The sequence below is a fragment of the Yersinia sp. 2541 StPb PI genome (assembly GCF_052217145.1).
GTDB lineage: Bacteria > Pseudomonadota > Gammaproteobacteria > Enterobacterales > Enterobacteriaceae > Yersinia > Yersinia enterocolitica_E.
This window is the reverse complement of record NZ_JAZGQB010000001.1, coordinates 2,010,026-2,029,651: the sequence shown is the minus strand read 5'-3', so window position 1 is coordinate 2,029,651 and position 19,626 is coordinate 2,010,026. Positions and strand designations below refer to the sequence as shown.

Sequence of the window (19,626 nt, the reverse complement as noted above, 5' to 3'; positions counted from 1 at the left end):
GCGGGCGGGGTTTTTAATCAGAAGAGTTGGTGGTGGCTACTTCAGATACTGGCCTGAACGTAGCGCTTCAATACGTTTGTCCAGCGGCGGATGTGACATAAACAGCTCGCTGAAGGTTTTGGACTTACCATTAATGCAGAAAGCCATCATGTTGCCTGCTTCCTGTGGCTCATAGCTGGTTTTCAGCCGTTGCAGAGCCGCTATCATCTTCTCACGCCCTACCAGTTTCGCTGAGCCGGCATCAGCGTGGAATTCGCGATGGCGCGAGAACCACATGGTGATAATGCTGGCCAGAATACCAAAGACCAATTCCAAGACCATTGATACGGCAAAGTAGACCATCGGGTTACCAGCGCTACTGCTTTCATTATCACGGTCCCCTGATAGGAAACCGGCCGCGACTTGCGCAATCAGGCGTGAAATGAAAATTACAAAGGTATTCACAATCCCCTGAATCAAGGTCATGGTGACCATATCGCCGTTAGCAACGTGGCTAATTTCATGAGCAATAACGGCTTCTGCTTCATCACGGCTCATGTTCTGCAATAGACCTGTACTCACTGCCACTAAAGAGGCATCACGACGAGCCCCGGTCGCAAAGGCGTTAATATCCGGTGCCTGATAAATAGCAACTTGTGGCATAGCAATACCGGCTTGCTGAGATTGGCGACGTACCGTATCCAGCAACCAGCGCTCAGTTTCATTGCGCGGTTGTTCGATAACCTCACCACCCACTGAACGCAAAGCCATCCATTTGGACATCAGCAACGAAACAAATGCGCCGCCGAAACCGAACAGACCAGCCATGATCATCAGCCCTTGTACACTGCTGGACTGAATACCTGTCAGGCTTAGTACCAACCCGAACACCAACATGACTGCCAGGTTGGTGAGAAGGAACAGAGCGATACGCATCATAAAAATTTATTTCCTTATTGTTTTAAGTCGACACTGTGTTGAGTCACATGGGTCTTAAGTCAAAATTGGCATAATCCTGGATGATGACTTAGCCAAATTACTACTGAGATACGCTGATCGTATGGGCATCTGATAAATTTTCAAGGCTTGTTAAGTTCTAACAGAGTAAATCAACATAACTTTACAAATTTGGATACTTTTCATTACATATTTTGCTATTTTTTCGCCAATTGATAAATTCGGCGATGAAAAAAACGTAAAAAAAATCCGGGCTCTTTTTAAGGCCCGGATCCTTCATATTATCTGCTGACTTATTTTGCCGCAGGTGCTGCCGCTGGTGGTGATTCAACTTGTGGCTGCGCTTTTTCTTTATGAGCCAAATCCAAAGCAATATGAACAGTCTCATCCAGATAAGGGTCTGGCTCCTGATAGTCTTTTGGCAAATCCTCCAATGACTTCAGTGGCTTTTTACCTTCACGTTTGAAACGCTCATTCAAGCGATTCAGTCGCGTGGCATCATCATCATGGTTCTCTTTTTCACGCTGAGCGTAATTGAGAGAGACGATGTTGCGTTTTTCTTTCAACGCTTTATAACGCTCAATATCTTGCTGAATATGCTGGAATTCAGGATCAGCGGCAATCCGCGCTGTATGTGCTTTCAGTAACTCCGGCTCCAGTGGCTTCAGATCACCACTCTTGACGTAACTGGCCGCATTGATACTGTCCCAAGGCAAGGCATTGTCTTCGAAACTCTCACCCGTTTCCGCCGGATCAACACCGGTTGGCATCACGATATCCGGGGTTACCCCTTTACGCTGAGTACTGCCACCGTCTACCCGATAGAATTTCTGGATAGTGTATTGCAGTGAACCTAACGCAGGCCATTCCGGGCGCAACATTTGATCATAAATACGATTTAACGACCGATACTGTTGAACAGTACCTTTACCAAAGGTTGGTTCACCGACAATTAATGCACGACCATAGTCCTGCATGGCAGCAGCAAAGATTTCGGAAGCGGATGCACTGTAGCGGTCCACCAATACCACCAGCGGGCCTTTGTAGTACACCACGCCATCAGTATCACTGTCTTCACGCACTTTGCCGTTGTTATCCCGCACTTGAACCACCGGCCCACTCGGAATAAACAAACCGGACAGCGACACAGCCTCGGTCAGAGCACCACCACCATTACTGCGCAAGTCAATAATAATGCTACTGACATTCTCTTTCTCCAGCTTCTGCAATTGCACCTTAACGTCTTCGGTCAGGCCAACATAGAAACCAGGGATATCCAGTACACCGACACGCTCTTTGCCGATAGTTTTCACCGACATTTTCACTGCGCGATCTTCAAGACGAATGCGTTCACGGGTCAAGGTTACAGTGCGCGGTTTAGTACCTTTACCGGCCGGTAAAATCTCCAGCCGCACTTTACTGCCCTTCGGCCCTTTAATGAGTGCCACGACATCATCGAGACGCCATCCAATCACATCCACCATCGGCTTACCGGTTTGACCCACACCGATCACCCGATCACCTACGGCGATAGTTTTACTTTTCGCCGCGGGGCCACCTGGAACCATAGAGTTGATTAAGGTGTAATCATCATCCATTTGCAAGACAGCGCCAATACCTTCCAGAGACAAGCTCATTTCAGTATTGAACTGTTCGGTATTACGTGGCGACAGATAGTTGGTATGCGGGTCAATTTCATGCGCAAACGCATTCATAATTAGCTGGAACACATCTTCGCTATTACTTTGCGTCAAACGCTTAATGGCCGCCTGATAGCGTTTTGTCAGCGTCTCTTTGATTTCTTTATCCGTTTTACCGGTTAATTTCAAATTAAGCTGATCGTACTTAACTTTTGCGTCCCAAAGCTTATTCAGCTCAGCTTCGCTGGTAGGCCAAGGTGCTTTACCACGGTCAATATCAATGGTGTCATTACCGGTAAAGACCATTGGCCGGTCCAGTACTGACAATGCATATTGATAGCGCTCAAAGCGGCGTTTTTGCGCCAAATTGAATAAAGCGAAAGGCGTGTCCAACTGGCCTGATTTTAACTCATCATCCAGCGACTGCTTTTTATCCGCAAACTGTGCCACATCTGATGCCAACAACACGTTATGGCTGTAATCCAGCATGTTGAGGAATCTATCAAATATTTTGGCGGAAAACTGATCGTCCAGTGTAAATTGACGATAGTGAGAGCGAGTGAAGCGCGATGTTACGCGCTCACTCACGGTTGCATGCTCGGGTTCCTGACGCAGTTGAGGTAGCTGATCGATGCGATAGGTGGTATCCGCTGCGTAACTCGCCCCCGCCAGTAACAAGCCTGCGATTGCTGTTAGTCTGACAAATTTGTTCATGCCTAGGTTGGCCTCCGTATCAGAACTGCAAGTGTTCTGCGCGCACAATCATCGCCAGACCGGAAGATAGCTGCACCCGTACGCCATCTTTAGCGATTTCTAATACGGTTGCATCCATCGCGCTCTTACCTGCTCTGACTTTGATTTCTTGACCAATTTGCAGTTTAGAGATATCTGTGACCGGCACAGGGCGTGGCTGGTTTTCCTCGGCCTGTGGCCGAGGTGGCCGAGCCTGTGGTGGGCGAGGTGACTGACGAGGCTTGCGGTTTTCCGAAGCCACACCCGCTTCACGACGCGGCGCAGGTTTTTTACCTGCCGGACGTGGGCGACGTGGCTCTGGGGTTTCACCCGCAGCAATGGCAGCTTCGCGCTTTTTAGCTTGTTGTTCAGCACGTTGTGCCTGAACACGGGCTTTCGCCTCTTCTAGCTGTTTGCGGGCATGTTCTACATGTTGCTCTTCCAGCACACCACAAGGGTTGCCGTCTAAATCAACACGTTCAGCACCGACTTTGACCCCATAAAGATAACGCCAGCTTGAGGTATAGAGACGCAGCGCAGAACGCAATTGCGTTTTGCTTAAATTCTCTTCCCCCTGAACACGTTCGACCAGATCTTGAAAAATACCGATCTTCAGTGGACGTGCTTCGCCTTCGGCGGTGAAGCAAAGCGGGAACCGCTCAGCCAAAAAGGCTATGACTTCTTTACTACTGTTCAACTTAGGTTGATTTTCCATGAAATTTCCTGATTACAACGGGTTTGCCAACCAGCGCAGGCATGAACAGGCGTCATTATAATGACGCCATCAGCAATTGCCACGTTATCCGTATATCAACTTGCAGTCTGTGTGACATATTTCTCACTGTCACACAGGTCAAGATGCTCGCAAAGCCCCGCCACAACTGAGATTAAACCCAATTCATCAGCGTCATCAAAGCGATCATAAACAATGCTGTCGATATCCAAAACGCCGATAATTTTACCCTTCACAGTGATTGGCAGCACAATTTCAGCATTACTTGCGGCGTCACAGGCAATATGTCCGGGGAATGCATGCACATCCGCCACTCGCTGAACGCGGTTTTCTGCCACGGCAGTTCCACATACGCCTTTGCCGATTGGAATACGGACACAGGCGATTTTCCCTTGAAAAGGACCCAGCACTAATTGTTTGCCGTCGATCAAGTAAAAACCGGCCCAATTCAACCCATCAAGACGCTCATAAAGTAAAGCGCTGGCATTAGCCAAAGTAGCAATGAAATTCGTTTCACCTGCAATCAGGGCACTCAAGTCACGTTTTAATTCCGCGTAGAATTCTGCTTTTTTCATGTAATGACCGTTAGAAACCTAAGAATAGCCAGAGGCGATAGTTATGCTTAGCTTATATAAAGTAATCATTAAATACCCTTGGCTACAAGGTTATTCCGCTATAACGAAGTAAAAGAGTTATCGCCATCGGGGGTTTGGCCCGTTTTGCCCCTTGTTTTGACCGATTGCTCTGCTACCATCCGCGCTATTCTTTATAAACCGGTGTCAGCATCAGGGTTTTATAATATGAAGGTACATGCCATTCAACGGCCACTCTCCACTGCAAGGGTTCAGCGTTGCTGCCAGTGCGATGCGCTATTTACCCTGCCGCCGCTCAATGGTACACAAACAGCCTATTGCCCACGATGCAGCGCAAAAATTGCCAGTGGGCGCGATTGGTCCCTTACCCGCCTGACCGCCATGGCGGTTGCCATGTTACTGCTGATGCCATTTGCTTTTACCGAGCCGCTGATTACCATTCGCCTGCTCGGCACGCGGATTGATGCCAGTCTGTTAGAGGGTATCTGGCAAATGAGTCGTCAGGGTGGCCCGATTACAGCCAGTATGGTGGCATTTTGTATTATTGGCGCTCCCGTTACACTCACCGCATCGATTCTGTATCTGCGTATCGGCAGCCGGATTGGCATGAACCTGCGCCCGGTGTTATTGATGCTGGAGCGGCTAAAAGAATGGGTCATGCTAGATATCTATCTTATCGGTATGGCGGTGGCCTGTATTAAGGTCAAAGAGTATGCGGACGTTATGCCCGGTGGCGGGTTGATAGCGTTTCTGGCTCTGACGTTACTCAGTATTCTGACGCTGGTGCATTTGAATCTGGAGCAGTTGTGGGAGCGATTTTATCCCCAGGAGCAGCCCCCCGGCCCCCGGGAAACATTGCGCATTTGCCTGTCATGCCATTATACCGGGCACTGCGATGCACACGGCCGCTGCCCACGCTGCCATACCCCTTTGCGCCATCGCCGCCGCCATAGCATCCAAAAAACCTGGGCGGCGTTAATTGCCTCGATAGTCCTGCTGTTGCCTGCTAATCTTTTACCGATATCAATTGTTTATGCCAATGGCACCCGCATGGAAGATACTATTTTCTCCGGCGTGGTCTCTTTGGCCTCATCGGGTAACCTGCCCATTGCCGCGGTGGTGTTTATCGCCAGTGTGCTGGTGCCGTTTACCAAGGTGATTGTGTTGCTAACATTGTTGCTCAGCATTCATCTAAAGACGCAACATAGCCTTAAAACGCGCATGCGATTACTGCGACTGATTACCTGGATTGGCCGTTGGTCGATGCTAGACCTCTTTGTTATTGCGTTAATGATGTCGCTGATTAATCGTGATCAGCTCCTTTCCTTCACTATGGGACCGGCAGCCTTCTATTTTGGGTCTGCGGTCATTTTGACTATCCTTGCTGTTGAATGGCTCGATAGCCGATTGATTTGGGATGCACATGCAACAGGAAACGCCGAGTACACCGACTGAGGCACAAATTAAACATAAACGCCGGATATCGCCTTTCTGGTTGCTGCCTTTTATTGCCCTGCTGATTGCCGGTTGGCTGATTTATAACAACTGGCAGGACCGCGGTACCGAAGTCACTATTGATTTCCAGTCTGCCGCCGGTATTGTGGCGGGCCGAACCCCGATTCGCTATCAGGGCGTTGAAGTCGGGATGGTGCAATCCATCAGTCTGGATGATGACCTGCGCAATATAAAAGTCACCGCCAGTATCAAAAATGATATGGAAGACTCATTGCGAGAAGGGACACAGTTCTGGCTAGTGACGCCCAAGGCCTCTTTGGCCGGGGTCTCTGGCTTGGATGCGCTAGTCGGTGGTAACTATATCGGGATGATGCCAGGCGAGGGCAAACCGCAGAGCCACTTTACCGCATTGGATACCCAGCCTAAGTTCCGCCTGAATACCGGCGAATTGATGGTTCACCTCCATGCCCCCGATTTGGCCTCACTCAATAACGGCTCTCTGGTTTACTACCGTAAAATCCCGGTGGGTAAAGTCTATGACTACAATATCGCGCCTGATAATAATGGCGTTGTCATTGACGTACTGATTGATCGGCGCTTCGCCAAATTGGTAAAAAACGATACCCGCTTCTGGAATGTGTCTGGTTTTAAAGGTGACTTCAGTCTCAGTGGCGCGTCGGTTCAAATGGAAAGTCTGGCTGCCTTGGTCAATGGTGCCATTGCCTTTGACTCACCCAAAAACAGCCCAGATGCGAAACCGGACCAACCCTTTCAGCTCTACCCCGATTTAGCACATAGCCAACGTGGTGTGGCAATCACGCTGGATTTACCCAGTGGGAGTAGTTTAAGCGAGGGGAGAACACCGCTGATTTATCAAGGGTTACAGGTAGGCACCCTGACCAAAATGACACTTCAACCGGACAGTAAGGTGACCGGTGAACTGACCATTGACCCTTCAGTGGTCGATTTGATGCGTGCAGGCAGCCGCATTGAAATGAACAGCCCCCGAATCAGTCTTAATGATGCCAAACTGAGTGAACTCTTGACTGGCAATACATTAGAGTTAATCCCGGGTGAAGGGGCACCACAAAAACACTTTACCGTGCTACCAAGCAGTAAAAGTCTGTTGCAGCAGCCCAATGTGCTCGAATTGCAATTAACTGCACCGCAAAGTTATGGCATTGATATCGGCCAGCCGATCTCGCTACATGGAATTAAAATTGGCCAAGTCTTGACCCGTGAGCTATCAGCCGACGGTGTTACCTTCACGGCAGCAATTGAAGCCAAATACCGTGATTTGGTGCATAAAGACAGCAAGTTTGTGGTGAACAGTCGGCTGGAGGTAAAACTCGGGATTGATGGCATTGATATTCAGGGTGCCAGTGCGCAGGAGTGGATTGATGGCGGTATTCTGATACTGCCGGGCAGTAAAGGTGCAGCCCTGAATAAGTATCCGCTGTATAGCAGTGTCGCCAAAGCTACCGATGGCATTTTAGGCAACGCCCCCGCCACAACACTAAGTTTAACTGCTGCCAGCTTGCCCGATGTGCAAACCGGTTCTGTGGTGTTATATCGCAAGTTTCAGGTAGGTGAAATTACCCATATCAGGCCAAAAGCCAATGAGTTTGAAGTAGATGTCTATATTCAGCCCGAATATCGCAATTTACTCACTGATAAGAGCATTTTCTGGGCCGAAGGTGGGGCGAAAGTCCAGTTGAACGGCAGTGGGCTAACTGTGCAGGCATCTCCATTGAATCGCGCTCTAAAAGGAGCTATCAGCTTTGATAATCTGGAAGGTGTGACACTGGATAAGGGGGCCAAACGCACCTTGTATGGTAATGAAACCGCCGCCCGTGCTGTCGGTAGTCAAATCATCTTGCGCACCTTTGATGCCAGCAAACTGGCAACCGGCATGCCGATTCGTTATTTGGGTATCAATATTGGCCAAGTCGAATCGCTGAAACTGGCACCAGAGCGCAACGAAGTGTTAGCCAAAGCCGTGCTTTATCCAGAATATGTGCAGAACTTTACCCGGGCCGGTACCCGCTTTTCTATTGTCTCGCCGGAGATATCAGCCGCAGGGGTCAATAATCTGGACACCTTGTTCCAACCTTATATTAATGTAGAGCCGGGTAAAGGTGGCACATTACGTACTTTTGAGTTGCAAACCGCCACTATTACCGACTCCCGTTATCTTGATGGGCTGAGCCTTATTCTGGATACCGCTGAGGCAGGATCATTGCAAGTTGGCACACCGGTCCTCTTCCGTGGGCTTGAAGTAGGTACTGTTACCGGGTTTAACCTTGGTGCGATGTCTGATCGCGTGCAAGTATCGATACGGATCAGCCAGAAATTCCAGCAGTTGGTGCGGCAAAATAGCGTGTTCTGGCTGGCATCAGGGTACAACCTTGAATTCGGTCTAACCGGTGGTGTGGTGAAAAGCGGCACCTTCCAGCAATTTATACGCGGCGGCATTGCTTTCGCGACCCCACCAACTACGCCACTGGCCCCTAAGGCCAGCATAAATCAGCACTTCTTGCTTAACCCAGAAGAGCCGAAAGATTGGCGCAATTGGGGTACAGCAATCCCCCGCTTTTAGGTGCTCATCAGGGTAGCTCACACTGGGCTGCCCTGATAATTCCCCAACATTATTTCTGCGTAAAGATTAATCTTCGTGTGCAACCTGCTGCTCACTCGGTGTCACCACCACATCCAGCACACATTGTCGCAACCAACGATGCGCCGGATCAGCATCCATGCGCGGATGCCACAACATCGAAACCGTAATAGTCGGTAAGGTTAAAGGAAGCGGAAAACTGTACATCCCTCGGCGCAGATTCTGGCTATGCCGTTCGGGAACCGTCGCCACCAAGTCCGTCCCTCTCACCAGCGCCAATGCGGTGGATATAGAATCAACCGAGGCGATAATATTCCGTTCAATCCCAAGTAATTGTAGTGCCTCATCAATCGGCCCTTTATGGCCCTGACGCCGTGAAACCACAATATGCCCTTGGGTCGCATAGCGCACGGGGGTGATTTCCTCTCCACATAACGGGTGGTCAACACGCACCACCCCCATAAAGCGATCGCGGAAAAGTGCCCGTGTGCGTAATTCAGGGCTGGCAGCCAAACCCACAACACCCGTTTCCAGATCCACCATGCCATCACGTAACAATGCGCTGTCTTTATTCAATTTTTGCATGAAATGCAGTTGCACATTGGGGGCTTGTTGATGAATCCGAGTCAGCAATGCGCCGCCAAAGTTTTCGACAAAGCCATCGCTGGTACGCAAAGTGAAGGTACGCATCAACTGTGCCAGGTCCAGTTTTGCCGCAGGCCGCAGCGCCGATGTGGCTTCTTGTACTAATTGGCTGACCTGTTCACGCAGTTCAAGTGCTCTTGGTGTCGGTACCAAGGCGCGCCCTGCCCTGACCAGCAAGGGATCACCGGTTGTTTTACGCAATCTTGCCAACGCCCGGCTCATCGCCGATGGGCTAAGCCCTAATCGCTGGGCAGCACGCGCTACGCTCCCCTCGGCCAGCAGAACATTGAGTGTGATTAATAAATTGAGATCAGGTTTTGTCATGTACTGACTCTAGCACAACCTCATGCTGACATGGCGTTTTATGCATGGATAAACTGCATTCCATGCGCCTTCCGCCTTATGATGTAATGCCCTAGTCTCTCCTGAACAGGTCATTCAGGAGTTAATCTATTAATGAAAATCAATACCGAAAACATCAATAGTGACATCATCGCCAACAGTGCGCTAAGCAGAATAGTTATCAGCCTCTCCCTGCCGATGCTGCTTTCTTCATTAGCAACCAGTATCGCCAATGTGGGCTTACCCACGTTAACACTCACTTTCAGTGCCTCTTTTCAAGCGGCGCAGTGGGTCGTTTTAGCCTATTTACTGGCGATTACCACCTCGGCCATCAGCATTGGCCGTTTGGGGGATATCACTAACAAACGCCGATTGTTGAATGCGGGGATTGGTTTATTCACAGTGGCCTCTCTGGGTTGCGCGTTAGCCCCTGACATCGGAGTGTTAATTGCTGCCCGTGTGTTACAGGGATTAGGGGCCGCCACCATGATGACACTGACTCTGGCGCTGGTCGGTGAGGCGATTAGCAAAGAAAAAATCGGGCGGGCGATGGGCATGCTCGGCAGCATCTCGGCTATCGGCACGGCACTTGGGCCATCAGTGGGCGGCATGTTAATCAGCGGATTCGGTTGGCCAGCGATGTTCCTGATTAACATCCCTTTTGGGTTATTAGCCCTATTTTTGCTATCACGCTATTTACCCATCTCCGACTCATTCCCTAGCACTAACAACGAATTACAACAGGCCCATGGTGGTTTTGATCCTCTTGGGATGCTATTGCTGGGCCTGACTCTGGCACTGTATGCCCTTGCCATGACGCTGGGCCATGGCACCTTCGGCACACTTAATTTAGTGTTATTACTCGCTGCGGTAATCGGCATCGGATTATTCATCTGGGCGGAAAAGAACACCCCATACCCATTAATTCAAACCGCTATGTGGCGCCACTCACAACTGCGTAGTGCATTGATAGTCAGTGCATTGGTCACCACTATCATGATGGCAACCTTAGTCGTTGGGCCATTCTATCTTTCACGGGCTTTTGCCATGAGTACACCATGGGTTGGATTGTCGATGTCCGCCGGCCCGATAGTCGCGGCACTCATCGGGGTTCCTGCGGGTTATCTGGTCGACAGATTCGGTGCTCAAATGATGGTGATTACAGGATTAACGGCGATCACTACCGGGGCAATTGCACTGTCGATGATCGGGCCAATTGCCGGCCTGCCCGGCTATATTTTGCCGGTCTGCCTGATTACAGCTGGCTATGCTATTTTCCAGGCTGCGAATAATACGCTGGTGATTAAATCTGTTGGCGCGCAACAACGAGGCATTGCATCCGGCCTGCTGAATCTTTCGCGCAATCTCGGGCTGATTACTGGCGCCGCTGTCATGGGGGCTATTTTCGCCTTTGCCTGCGCCCAGCAAAACATTCAATTAGCAACCGTGGATCATATCACCCAGGGAATGCAGTTTACTTACCGCATAGCCGCCCTATTGGGCGGTACTGCTTTAGCTATTTCTGCAATATATTCAAAAAATAAATCTAATCAATAGCCAGGATCTTTGATATGGATCTCAGCATATCCTTATTTGGCTGAATGGATTCATGCCAGTAAACCCCCGATATAAAAACATCAATTTATCTTGAATAAAATAGCTAACCCATTTTTAAATTTTTGCCAGTACAAATAGGAATAAATGATGTAAATGAGATGGATAAAGATTTTTTAATTAATTTTAAACACTTTCTAAATCTTGCTGCTATTAATTAAATATCTAAATTTTTAATGATTTGTTACATAAACATTAGTTTCGCTACGTTATTGGCGCAACTCTGTTCTCGCTTACCTGGCTGCAAATTAGATGATTAAGGAAGCAATAATGAAGAAAATTTTACTTATTTTAGGTGCGGTGATGGTACTACAGACAGCGCCAGTGCAAGGTGCAGGTACCGCCAGTGGAACACTAAACGCAACACTCAACATCATCGCCGGTTGTTACATCGATAATGGTCTCGGGAGTGGCAACTTAAGTAATCTGGGCACTGTAAATTTCGGCACAGTGAGCGACCTAACCGCACCTCTTAGCGTGACATTCAGTGGCACGACCAACGATTCACTTAAATTGCATTGCAGCAATAATACCGCTTATTCCATCGCAATAGATAATGGGCTGCATGACAACTCTGGGCAACGCCGACTGGCTGGCGGAACATCAGAATTCGTCAATTATAACCTTTACAGAGACAACGGTTTTCTTCAGCCATGGAATGCGACGCCAGTATCCGGCACGGTTGATGGAACGGGCACTGGGTTGGCCACCGCGATCCCACTGACTATTTATGCCCGCGTCCCTGTTCAAGCGACACCCAGTGTCGGCACCTATCTCGATACTGTTACCGTCACTGTTACCTGGTAATGGCAGGCCGCTTGTTTGCTCTGGCCGCCACTTGCAGCTTGTTACTGCTGCCACTTTTTCCCGTTGGGGCTATAACGAAAAATGCCAATATCACCGTCCGTGCCACGCTATTGCCCACTTGTACTGCGGGCACCATTGTTAATGGCGCAACCAGTTTTGGTACCCTGAATTTCGGCACTGTGGTGGCGTTAACTACTCCGATTGCCGTCGCCGGTCAGGGAAATAACGGTGCCATTTCCGTCCAATGCAGTAAGGGGACCAGTTTTAATGTGCTACTCAATGGCGGGCAGAGTGGTAGCACTGCCAGCCGTTATTTGGCCGGCGGCCCGTCAGGCCAGCATGTTAATTACAACCTGTATACCGATGCGGCACATAGCAAAGTTTGGGATAACCTGACTGGCATTTCCCAGATTGCTAGCGGATCAGTGGTGGTCATTCCTGTTTATGGTCTGGTTTTTGCCCAACCGACCCCGGCGGTAGGGACTTATACCGACACCGTTCAGGTCACGGTGAATTGGTAAATATTATGGAGGATGCTGACAATGAAATATGCTTTATCTCAGTATAACCTCACCCGCGCCCTACTTATTTTAGTACTCAGCATAGCCGTTACCCATGCTGCCACCTCACCGGTATCTAAAAGTTTCACTGTCAATGCAATAGTGCAAACCGGCTGTAGCCTTGGGGGCGGAGCCACCGATACCAGCAACTTTGGCACATTGGATTTCGGCACCGTCTCTTCATTGGCAAACGCCACTAACGCAATATCTGGACTCAACTCAGGCAGTATCGTCCTCCAGTGCAGTGGTAATCCCACGGTCACACTGGCGCTTAATTCCGGGGCCAATACCTCAGGTAACATTTCTGCCGGCAGGCGCTTACTCAACAGCACAACGGGCGAATATTTGCTGTATCAAATATATCAAAACCCTGCCCGAACACAGATCTGGGGGGATGGTGCCAATGGGGGATCGACACGTTTAGTGACCACCGATGGCACCCTGCAACAAGTCATTTTATATGCACAACTGTTTGCCAGTAGTATGCAACCCAGCGCTGGCGTCTACACAGATACTTTATTAGTTACAGTTACTTATTGATTACTGGCACGATGCCGCAGGAGATTTCACTATGACGCCATTTAACCTACTATCTCGGGTAATATTGCTTTCGGCCACACTGACCAGTAGCCAACTGTATGCTGCGGCCTCCGTTCTGATCTGGCCCATTGACCCGATAATTTCAGACAATGATAAAGCCACTGCATTGTGGTTGGAAAATAAAGATAGTCAGCCTATCTATATGCAGATTCGGGTATTAGGTTGGCAGCAGGTCAACACCCAAGACGATTACACCCCGCAATCAAGAATCATCGCCAGCCCACCGGTTGCAACTATTCAACCCGGTAAGCGTCAACTGATTCGTTTAGTCAAAAACGCCCCCGTTCCCGCTGGGCAAGAACAAGCCTACCGCATATTAATTGATGAAATACCTTATAAGGACCCAAACGATAAAACCGCCCCCGCTGCCACTCAGTTAGGGCTGAAATTCCAAATGCGCTATTCCGTTCCCTTGTTTGTTTACGGCAGTGGTGTGCTGGCGGCATCTGATACCACGCCAGCCCCCGGTGTTATGCCGACGAAACTCAGTTATAGCGTGCATTCACAAGGCGAGAAACAATGGTTGAATATCACTAATCAGGGCGCTGTTCATGCACGGATTTCGCGGGTGACCCTGCAAGAGAAAGACATTAATAAAGGTTTACTCGGTTATGTGTTAGCCGGCGCAAAAATGAGTTTCCCGCTCAGCCCAACAGCCAGAACAGGAGAATTAAGCGCCATTATCAATAACAGCACCAAACCCATAGTCATCCCACACCAATAAGGTGTTCGCATACAGCAGATAAGGTGTGTTTAATAATAACCTAGGGTTGGGAATGACTATCAGATTCAAGCTGTCACCATTATTAATATTGATGTATGGCTCAGTGTTGTTGCCTCCACTCATCCCCTGGGAAGTTTGGGGGGATAATCTGCCGCCACCTATGGCAGCAATGCCCGACAGTACCTTATATCTTGAGTTAGTGGTCAATGACCGTAACTTTGGTGATGCTGTGCCAGTCATCTATCGCGGGGGACATTACTATCTTTCACCAGCACAGTTAAAAACCATCGGATTACCCTCTAGTGCTGAGGTTGCGGTTGATAAGATGGATAAGGTGGCCGTGAAATATGATGGAGAAAACCAACGGCTATTAATTGATGTTCCCAGCGAGTGGTTACCGAAACAGCAAATTAACTCTGCCGCAACCGATGATTTTAATCTTGCACAAAGTAGCCTGGGATTTTTATTAAATTATGATTTTTATGTCAGCCAGAACAGTGGTAACCCACAGTCAGGTAATGCCTCAGCCTGGAGCGAGCAACGTATTTTTGACCGTTTTGGTTTAATCAGTAATACCGGCGTTTATCGTACTAACTTTTCAGGTAATAACGGCGACACGGATAATAACGGCTATATTCGGTTTGATACCCAATGGCAGAGGAATGATGAAAAAAACCTGCTACGTTATACCGCAGGTGACCTGATCACTGGAGCCTTGCCCTGGAGTAGCGCGGTGCGCCTGGGTGGTGTTCAAATCGCGCGTAATTTTGCTATTCGCCCCGACCTTATTACCTATCCGATGCCGCAATTTGCCGGTCAAGCTGCGGTACCTAGCACTGTCGAACTGTATATTGATAACTTCAGAACACAATCAGCCAATATTAACCCCGGCCCTTTTGTTATCGATAATGCCCCTCGTATTAATGGTGCTGGCCAAGCGACTATTATTACAACCGATGCCCTCGGTAGACAAATCAGCACCTCAGTGCCATTTTATGTTGCCAGTTCACTGCTAAAACCCGGCATGTGGGATTTTAGCCTGTCAGCCGGTGCTTTACGCCGCAATTATGCCATCCGTTCTGCCGATTATGCTGATCCTGTCGCCAGTGGCGTGGTTCGTTATGGCACAACGTCTTGGTTGACACTAGAAGGCCGAGGGGATGCTGCCAAAGGCATGAATGTGGTAGGTGGCGGAGCCGGATTTCGACTGGGCCTATTTGGGGTACTGAATGGTGCCTACAGCATGAGTAGTACCTCTGCCGATGCATTTAGTGATGTCATCAGTCAACCAGCCACTGATATCAACAATTCAACCATTAATACCTCACAGGTTGCCATTAATACCCGTGGTGGTATCGGTAACCAGCGTTCATTAGGTTATACCTACAGTAATTCCTACTTTAATCTGAATGCTCAGCGCATTAGCCGCAGCGATAATTATGGCGATCTGGCTAATTACAAAAGCGACTTTCGTCTGAGCCGACGTACCGACCAGATAACCGGCAGTATCAGCCTTGGAAACTTAGGGACACTTGGATCTGGTTATTTCGATGTCAGGGATGCGCTCGGTGAGCGAACCCGGTTGGTCAATATCAGCTATAGCACCTCAATATTCCGTAATACCAGTATTTACCTCTCCCTCAATCGTGAGTTGGGGACCAAAGGTTACAACGCACAACTGATCTGGAGTATCCCGCTGGGTGAATGGGGATCAGCCAGCGCCAGCACCAGCCGTGATGTTGATAACCAGTGGTCCCAACGCGTGAATTATAGCCGGGCAGCTCCTTCTAATGGCGGACTGGGTTGGAATCTCGCTTATGCCAACGGCAACAGTGAAAATAGCAGTTACCAACAAGCAGATGTTATTTGGCGCACTCGGATAATGGAAAGTCGCGCCGGTGTTTATGGCAATAGTGATAACTATAATAGTTGGGGTGAATTAAGTGGCTCGCTGGTTATGATGAATGGCGGCGTTTATGCCAGTAATATGATTAACGATGCATTTGCCTTGGTATCAACCAATGGTTTTAGCAATATTCCGGTCAGTTACGAAAACCAACTGATTGGTACTACGAACAACAACGGATATATCTTGATTCCGACAGTTTCTTCATATTATCAGGCCAAATTCCAGATTGACCCCATGAATTTACCTGCCGATGTCATATTGCCAACAGTAGAGCGAAATTTAGCGATCAGCGAACGCAGTGGCTATTTAATTGATTTCCCCATAACACAGATTACCGCCGCAAATATCAGACTTACCGATAAATCCGGTCAAGACTTACCGAAAGGCAGCGCGATATATACCACGGGCGACACACCTAGCGGTTATGTCGGTTGGGATGGTATGGCTTATATTGAGCAAGCCACCCAGTTGAATAAACTCACCATAGTGCGGGCTGATAATGGCACCCGCTGCTACAGCCAATTCCAATTGAAAAATACTAAAGGGATACAAGATGCTGGTACAGCCATATGCCAATAATTTCCGTACCTGGCTATCGGCAACTTTATTTAAGGAGCAGCTAATGATATCGCTCACGACGCGAATTACCAGCAAGATACCTCGGCCATACAGGCTACCTTATTGGTTGGTTCTGTCTGTACTGTGGCTATTGTCTGTCAGCAGTGCCACCGCGTGCACTTTTGCTGCCGCAGAAGTAAAGCTGCCACAAAATTCATCGTTTAATGTCAATACCCTCCCCGAAAGTGCCAGTGGTATAACGGCACTTGGCTGTGATGGAACAGCGCTGAGCGTATTATCCACTCCCGTATTGAACAGCACCATCACCAGCACTGCTAATAATCTTAATCTTAAGAATGCCGCCGGCGACTTAATTCCTTATTCAATCTATTCTGACCCAGGCTACAACAATCCCATTATAGTCGGGGGGAATATTAACTATGCTAACAGCAATTTACTCACCATCGTGCTGGGGAAAATAAAAGCCAATTTACCTATCTATATCCGTACTGGCAGTAATAATGCCATTAACGTCAATATCAGTGCCGGCACTTATACCGATACTATCTCTTTGAACTGGAATTATGATTTATGCTCTGCCGTTATTGGCGTCTGTATCGGTGGCACATTCAAAGGAACGGCTTCATCAACAGTCACTGTCACATTGGTGGTCAACAACGATTGTGTCATAAACGCCGCGCCCAATGTCGATTTTGGTAGCTACGCGTTAATGTCACAATTTATTCCTGTAAATCAATTTATCACCGCTACCTGTACCAAGAACGCCACCTTCACTACCTACATAACAAATGGCGATAATTTCTCTGCCCCTTGGCCCCAAATGAAATTACTCCCAGGGAGTGTTATACCTGCCCCCCCTACCGACTATTTACAGTATCAACTGTATCAGGGCTCGGGGTCGATTCCCTGGAATATAACCAACAAAAGATCAGATACCGCGACAGGCTCAGCTCAACAGATCCCTTATAAAGCGATGATCAATGCACAACAAACGCAAAGAACCGTTGGCACCTATCAGGACAATGTCAGTGTAGTGCTGGAATACTAGTGTGGTGCCGGAATACAGAGGAGGAGAAGCCATTAACTCGTTGTGTTTTATGCACTATTGGTCTTTTAACCTTTTATTTTTTTATGATTGAAATTTTTAGTTATTGTTTATTTATAAGAAAAATCCGATTGGACTGTACTAAATCTGTCCCTGTTATACAATCTGCGGGCTTAAATAATAGCCGACATATTTCTATCTAAGGAAAGCCGAGATTAAACAGGAGTGGACATCATGACTGACTACGATAATCGGGAAGAATCAGCTGACATTGGTCTGTTAAAAGAAATGAACAGCTTACGGGACATCATCGAGAATAATTCAGACTGGATCTGGGAAGTTGATGCTTCCGGCCGTTATACGTTTTCATCTGCAAAATCCATTGAGCTTCTTGGTCGCCTACCCCATGAGGTGGTCGGTAAAACGCCGTTTGACTTTATGCCTCAGGATGAAGCCAGCCGGGTAGGAAAGATATTTGCAGAGATTGCGGCTGCACGTATCCCTTTTGCCGGTTTGCAAAACCGTAATATTCGCGCTGATGGCAGCGAAGTCTTAGTTGAAACCAGTGGTATCCCACTGTTCGATGATAACGGCGAATTCAAAGGTTATCGAGGAATTGATCGAAACCTGAGCAATTTACCTTATGATGCGGGTAAACGCTTATTTGAGTTGGAATCGATTTATTCCAGTGCTCCGGCTGGTCTGTGCTTTATCGATACAACCCTGCGCTATGTTACTGTAAATGATTATCTGGCTGAACTTCTGGGTAAAAATACAGTAGAGATTAATGGGCGCAAAATTGCAGACTTCCTACCTGGCATTATTCCTATTTTGCAGAGTGCTCTGCTGAAAGCCTATTGCAATGACAGTATCCCCGATGCTGAGTTTCAGATGCCGGATAAAGCACGGGTGTTCTTTATGCGGATAAATGCCGCCAGATATCCCAGTGGTCAAGTGAGTGGGCTGTCCGTCGCGATGATCGATATTACGTCATTAAAAGAGATGGAAGAAAAGCTGCGCAGCAGTAAACAGCATTACCGCAATATGGTGGAGCTGAATCCGCAAATTCCCTGGACTGCATCCCCGGATGGCATGATTACCGATGTCAGTTCTCGCTTTGAAAAAATTACGGGATTAACCCGCGAAGAGGCGCTGGCAGATAAATGGCTGCGTACCATCCATTTAGATGATCGCCACCCCACCTTAATCAGTTGGGAACACTCCTTACAAACACAGCAGCCACTGGATGTTGAAATCCGCTTTTGTCATGTTGAAAAGGGATGGAACTGGATGCGAATCCGAGCAGTTCCCAGCGTAGATGACAATGGCGATGTGTTGTGTTGGTATGGAACCGCAGAAGATATCCATGAACGAAAATTGCTGGAACTTAAGCTGGTTAAAGCAAATCGACGTCTGGAAATTCAGGCCAGAACAGACTCACTGACTAAATTGCCTAATCGCCGGGCGTTCAAAAAAGTGCTGGCCCATGAATTTATGCGGGCAAAACGCTCAGACTCTCCGCTAGCAGTTTTAATGATTGATATTGATTACTTTAAGAACTTCAATGACTGCTATGGTCATATCTCTGGTGATGCCTGCTTACGGTTGGTCGCCAGGGCATTACGCAAATCACTAAAACGCAGCACCGATATTGTTGCTCGCTATGGTGGAGAAGAGTTTGCTGCTATTCTGCCAGATACCGATCAACAGGGCGCCAGCCTGGTGGCCGAGCATATATTGCAATCTATCCGTGCTATGGGAATTAAACACAATGACAGTAAATTCCGTAAAGTCACCATCAGCCTTGGTGTCACTGTTTATCAAGCCCATCAGCATAGTGGTATTACAGATCAAGCGGATTTAATGCTCGCGGCAGATCAAGCACTTTATTACTCGAAAAAGAATGGCCGTAACCAATTTAATTTGGCTGAACTCCCCTGCGAATGCAGCCATTAGGCTACTCTGACTAAACATACTCGGTATTAAATAATTAACACCCATCAGATTCGATGCGGATAGAATTTACGCCGAGGCGGTATTTTTTAGATGCGGCCTCTGGCACTTTTTTCTGACTCAGCTATTCTCAATAAGGCGA

At 48.2% G+C, this 19,626-nt stretch carries 15 protein-coding genes; 10 read left to right on the top strand and 5 right to left on the bottom strand.

Annotated elements, in window-relative coordinates; translation table 11 throughout:
- Positions 1–36: 36 nt before the first annotated feature.
- The 4 genes from htpX to V1953_RS08965 form a co-directional block, all read right to left on the bottom strand.
- On the bottom strand, positions 37–918 hold the full coding sequence (htpX, locus tag V1953_RS08980; protein ID WP_005182949.1) for a protease HtpX: 882 nt from the start codon (positions 916–918) through the stop codon (positions 37–39).
- Positions 919–1,229: 311 nt separating this feature from the next.
- On the bottom strand, positions 1,230–3,290 hold the full coding sequence (gene prc, locus V1953_RS08975) for a carboxy terminal-processing peptidase (protein WP_083158659.1): 2,061 nt from the start codon (positions 3,288–3,290) through the stop codon (positions 1,230–1,232).
- Between the two features lie 19 nt (positions 3,291–3,309).
- Positions 3,310–4,023 (bottom strand): RNA chaperone ProQ, encoded by a 714-nt coding sequence (proQ, locus tag V1953_RS08970; RefSeq protein ID WP_005182952.1) that lies wholly within the window; start codon positions 4,021–4,023, stop codon positions 3,310–3,312.
- Between the two features lie 95 nt (positions 4,024–4,118).
- Complete coding sequence (locus V1953_RS08965; protein WP_083158658.1) at positions 4,119–4,616, bottom strand: GAF domain-containing protein; 498 nt, start codon at positions 4,614–4,616, stop codon at positions 4,119–4,121.
- A 225-nt stretch (positions 4,617–4,841) separates the two neighbouring features.
- Here V1953_RS08965 and yebS point away from each other — a divergent pair, with 225 nt between their 5' ends.
- Entirely contained in the window at positions 4,842–6,089 is a 1,248-nt protein-coding gene (gene yebS, locus V1953_RS08960; protein WP_420073511.1) for a membrane integrity lipid transport subunit YebS, read from the top strand.
- Positions 6,058–8,688, top strand: a complete 2,631-nt coding sequence (locus V1953_RS08955) for a PqiB family protein (protein WP_083158656.1) — start codon at positions 6,058–6,060, stop codon at positions 8,686–8,688. The genes yebS and V1953_RS08955 overlap by 32 nt, the downstream gene beginning before the upstream one ends.
- Before the next feature lie 66 nt (positions 8,689–8,754).
- Here the strand turns inward: V1953_RS08955 and V1953_RS08950 are convergent, their stop codons facing one another.
- Positions 8,755–9,675 carry a LysR family transcriptional regulator gene (locus tag V1953_RS08950; RefSeq protein ID WP_442850841.1) on the bottom strand — a complete coding sequence of 307 codons (921 nt, stop codon included), beginning with the start codon at positions 9,673–9,675 and terminating at the stop codon, positions 8,755–8,757.
- A gap of 132 nt (positions 9,676–9,807) precedes the next feature.
- Between V1953_RS08950 and V1953_RS08945 the strand changes: the two genes are divergently transcribed.
- The 8 genes from V1953_RS08945 (at position 9,808) to V1953_RS08910 (ending at position 19,487) form a co-directional block, all read left to right on the top strand.
- The gene (locus V1953_RS08945; protein ID WP_442847789.1) at positions 9,808–11,250 is read left to right on the top strand and encodes an MFS transporter; all 1,443 of its coding nucleotides are present in this window, start codon (positions 9,808–9,810) and stop codon (positions 11,248–11,250) included.
- Positions 11,251–11,577: 327 nt separating this feature from the next.
- A complete protein-coding gene (locus V1953_RS08940; protein ID WP_372559177.1) occupies positions 11,578–12,114 on the top strand; it encodes a Csu type fimbrial protein in 537 nt (178 codons plus the stop codon).
- Positions 12,114–12,635 carry a Csu type fimbrial protein gene (locus tag V1953_RS08935; protein WP_442850840.1) on the top strand — a complete coding sequence of 174 codons (522 nt, stop codon included), beginning with the start codon at positions 12,114–12,116 and terminating at the stop codon, positions 12,633–12,635. Before V1953_RS08940 ends, V1953_RS08935 begins: the two co-directional genes overlap by 1 nt.
- A gap of 21 nt (positions 12,636–12,656) precedes the next feature.
- Positions 12,657–13,214, top strand: coding sequence for a Csu type fimbrial protein (locus V1953_RS08930; protein WP_442850839.1), 558 nt, complete (start codon positions 12,657–12,659; stop codon positions 13,212–13,214).
- A 31-nt stretch (positions 13,215–13,245) separates the two neighbouring features.
- Positions 13,246–13,998 carry a fimbrial biogenesis chaperone gene (locus V1953_RS08925; protein ID WP_083158650.1) on the top strand — a complete coding sequence of 251 codons (753 nt, stop codon included), beginning with the start codon at positions 13,246–13,248 and terminating at the stop codon, positions 13,996–13,998.
- A gap of 52 nt (positions 13,999–14,050) precedes the next feature.
- Positions 14,051–16,486 (top strand): fimbria/pilus outer membrane usher protein, encoded by a 2,436-nt coding sequence (locus V1953_RS08920; RefSeq protein ID WP_083158649.1) that lies wholly within the window; start codon positions 14,051–14,053, stop codon positions 16,484–16,486.
- A gap of 43 nt (positions 16,487–16,529) precedes the next feature.
- Positions 16,530–17,534 (top strand): Csu type fimbrial protein, encoded by a 1,005-nt coding sequence (locus tag V1953_RS08915; protein WP_372569886.1) that lies wholly within the window; start codon positions 16,530–16,532, stop codon positions 17,532–17,534.
- A 231-nt stretch (positions 17,535–17,765) separates the two neighbouring features.
- Positions 17,766–19,487 (top strand): sensor domain-containing diguanylate cyclase, encoded by a 1,722-nt coding sequence (locus V1953_RS08910; RefSeq protein ID WP_083158648.1) that lies wholly within the window; start codon positions 17,766–17,768, stop codon positions 19,485–19,487.
- Positions 19,488–19,626: the final 139 nt, after the last annotated feature.

What these genes read in the sequence shown, in the direction of transcription:
- V1953_RS08965 (WP_083158658.1), bottom strand. Translation starts at nt 4,616, where the DNA reads ATGAAAAAAGCAGAATTCTACGCGGAATTAAAACGTGACTTGAGTGCC.
- V1953_RS08910 (WP_083158648.1), top strand. Translation starts at nt 17,766, where the DNA reads ATGACTGACTACGATAATCGGGAAGAATCAGCTGACATTGGTCTGTTA.
- V1953_RS08945 (WP_442847789.1), top strand. Translation starts at nt 9,808, where the DNA reads ATGAAAATCAATACCGAAAACATCAATAGTGACATCATCGCCAACAGT.
- prc (WP_083158659.1), bottom strand. Translation starts at nt 3,290, where the DNA reads ATGAACAAATTTGTCAGACTAACAGCAATCGCAGGCTTGTTACTGGCG.
- V1953_RS08940 (WP_372559177.1), top strand. Translation starts at nt 11,578, where the DNA reads ATGAAGAAAATTTTACTTATTTTAGGTGCGGTGATGGTACTACAGACA.
- V1953_RS08915 (WP_372569886.1), top strand. Translation starts at nt 16,530, where the DNA reads ATGATATCGCTCACGACGCGAATTACCAGCAAGATACCTCGGCCATAC.
- V1953_RS08935 (WP_442850840.1), top strand. Translation starts at nt 12,114, where the DNA reads ATGGCAGGCCGCTTGTTTGCTCTGGCCGCCACTTGCAGCTTGTTACTG.
- V1953_RS08930 (WP_442850839.1), top strand. Translation starts at nt 12,657, where the DNA reads ATGAAATATGCTTTATCTCAGTATAACCTCACCCGCGCCCTACTTATT.
- yebS (WP_420073511.1), top strand. Translation starts at nt 4,842, where the DNA reads ATGAAGGTACATGCCATTCAACGGCCACTCTCCACTGCAAGGGTTCAG.
- proQ (WP_005182952.1), bottom strand. Translation starts at nt 4,023, where the DNA reads ATGGAAAATCAACCTAAGTTGAACAGTAGTAAAGAAGTCATAGCCTTT.
- V1953_RS08950 (WP_442850841.1), bottom strand. Translation starts at nt 9,675, where the DNA reads ATGACAAAACCTGATCTCAATTTATTAATCACACTCAATGTTCTGCTG.
- V1953_RS08920 (WP_083158649.1), top strand. Translation starts at nt 14,051, where the DNA reads ATGACTATCAGATTCAAGCTGTCACCATTATTAATATTGATGTATGGC.
- htpX (WP_005182949.1), bottom strand. Translation starts at nt 918, where the DNA reads ATGATGCGTATCGCTCTGTTCCTTCTCACCAACCTGGCAGTCATGTTG.
- V1953_RS08955 (WP_083158656.1), top strand. Translation starts at nt 6,058, where the DNA reads ATGCAACAGGAAACGCCGAGTACACCGACTGAGGCACAAATTAAACAT.
- V1953_RS08925 (WP_083158650.1), top strand. Translation starts at nt 13,246, where the DNA reads ATGACGCCATTTAACCTACTATCTCGGGTAATATTGCTTTCGGCCACA.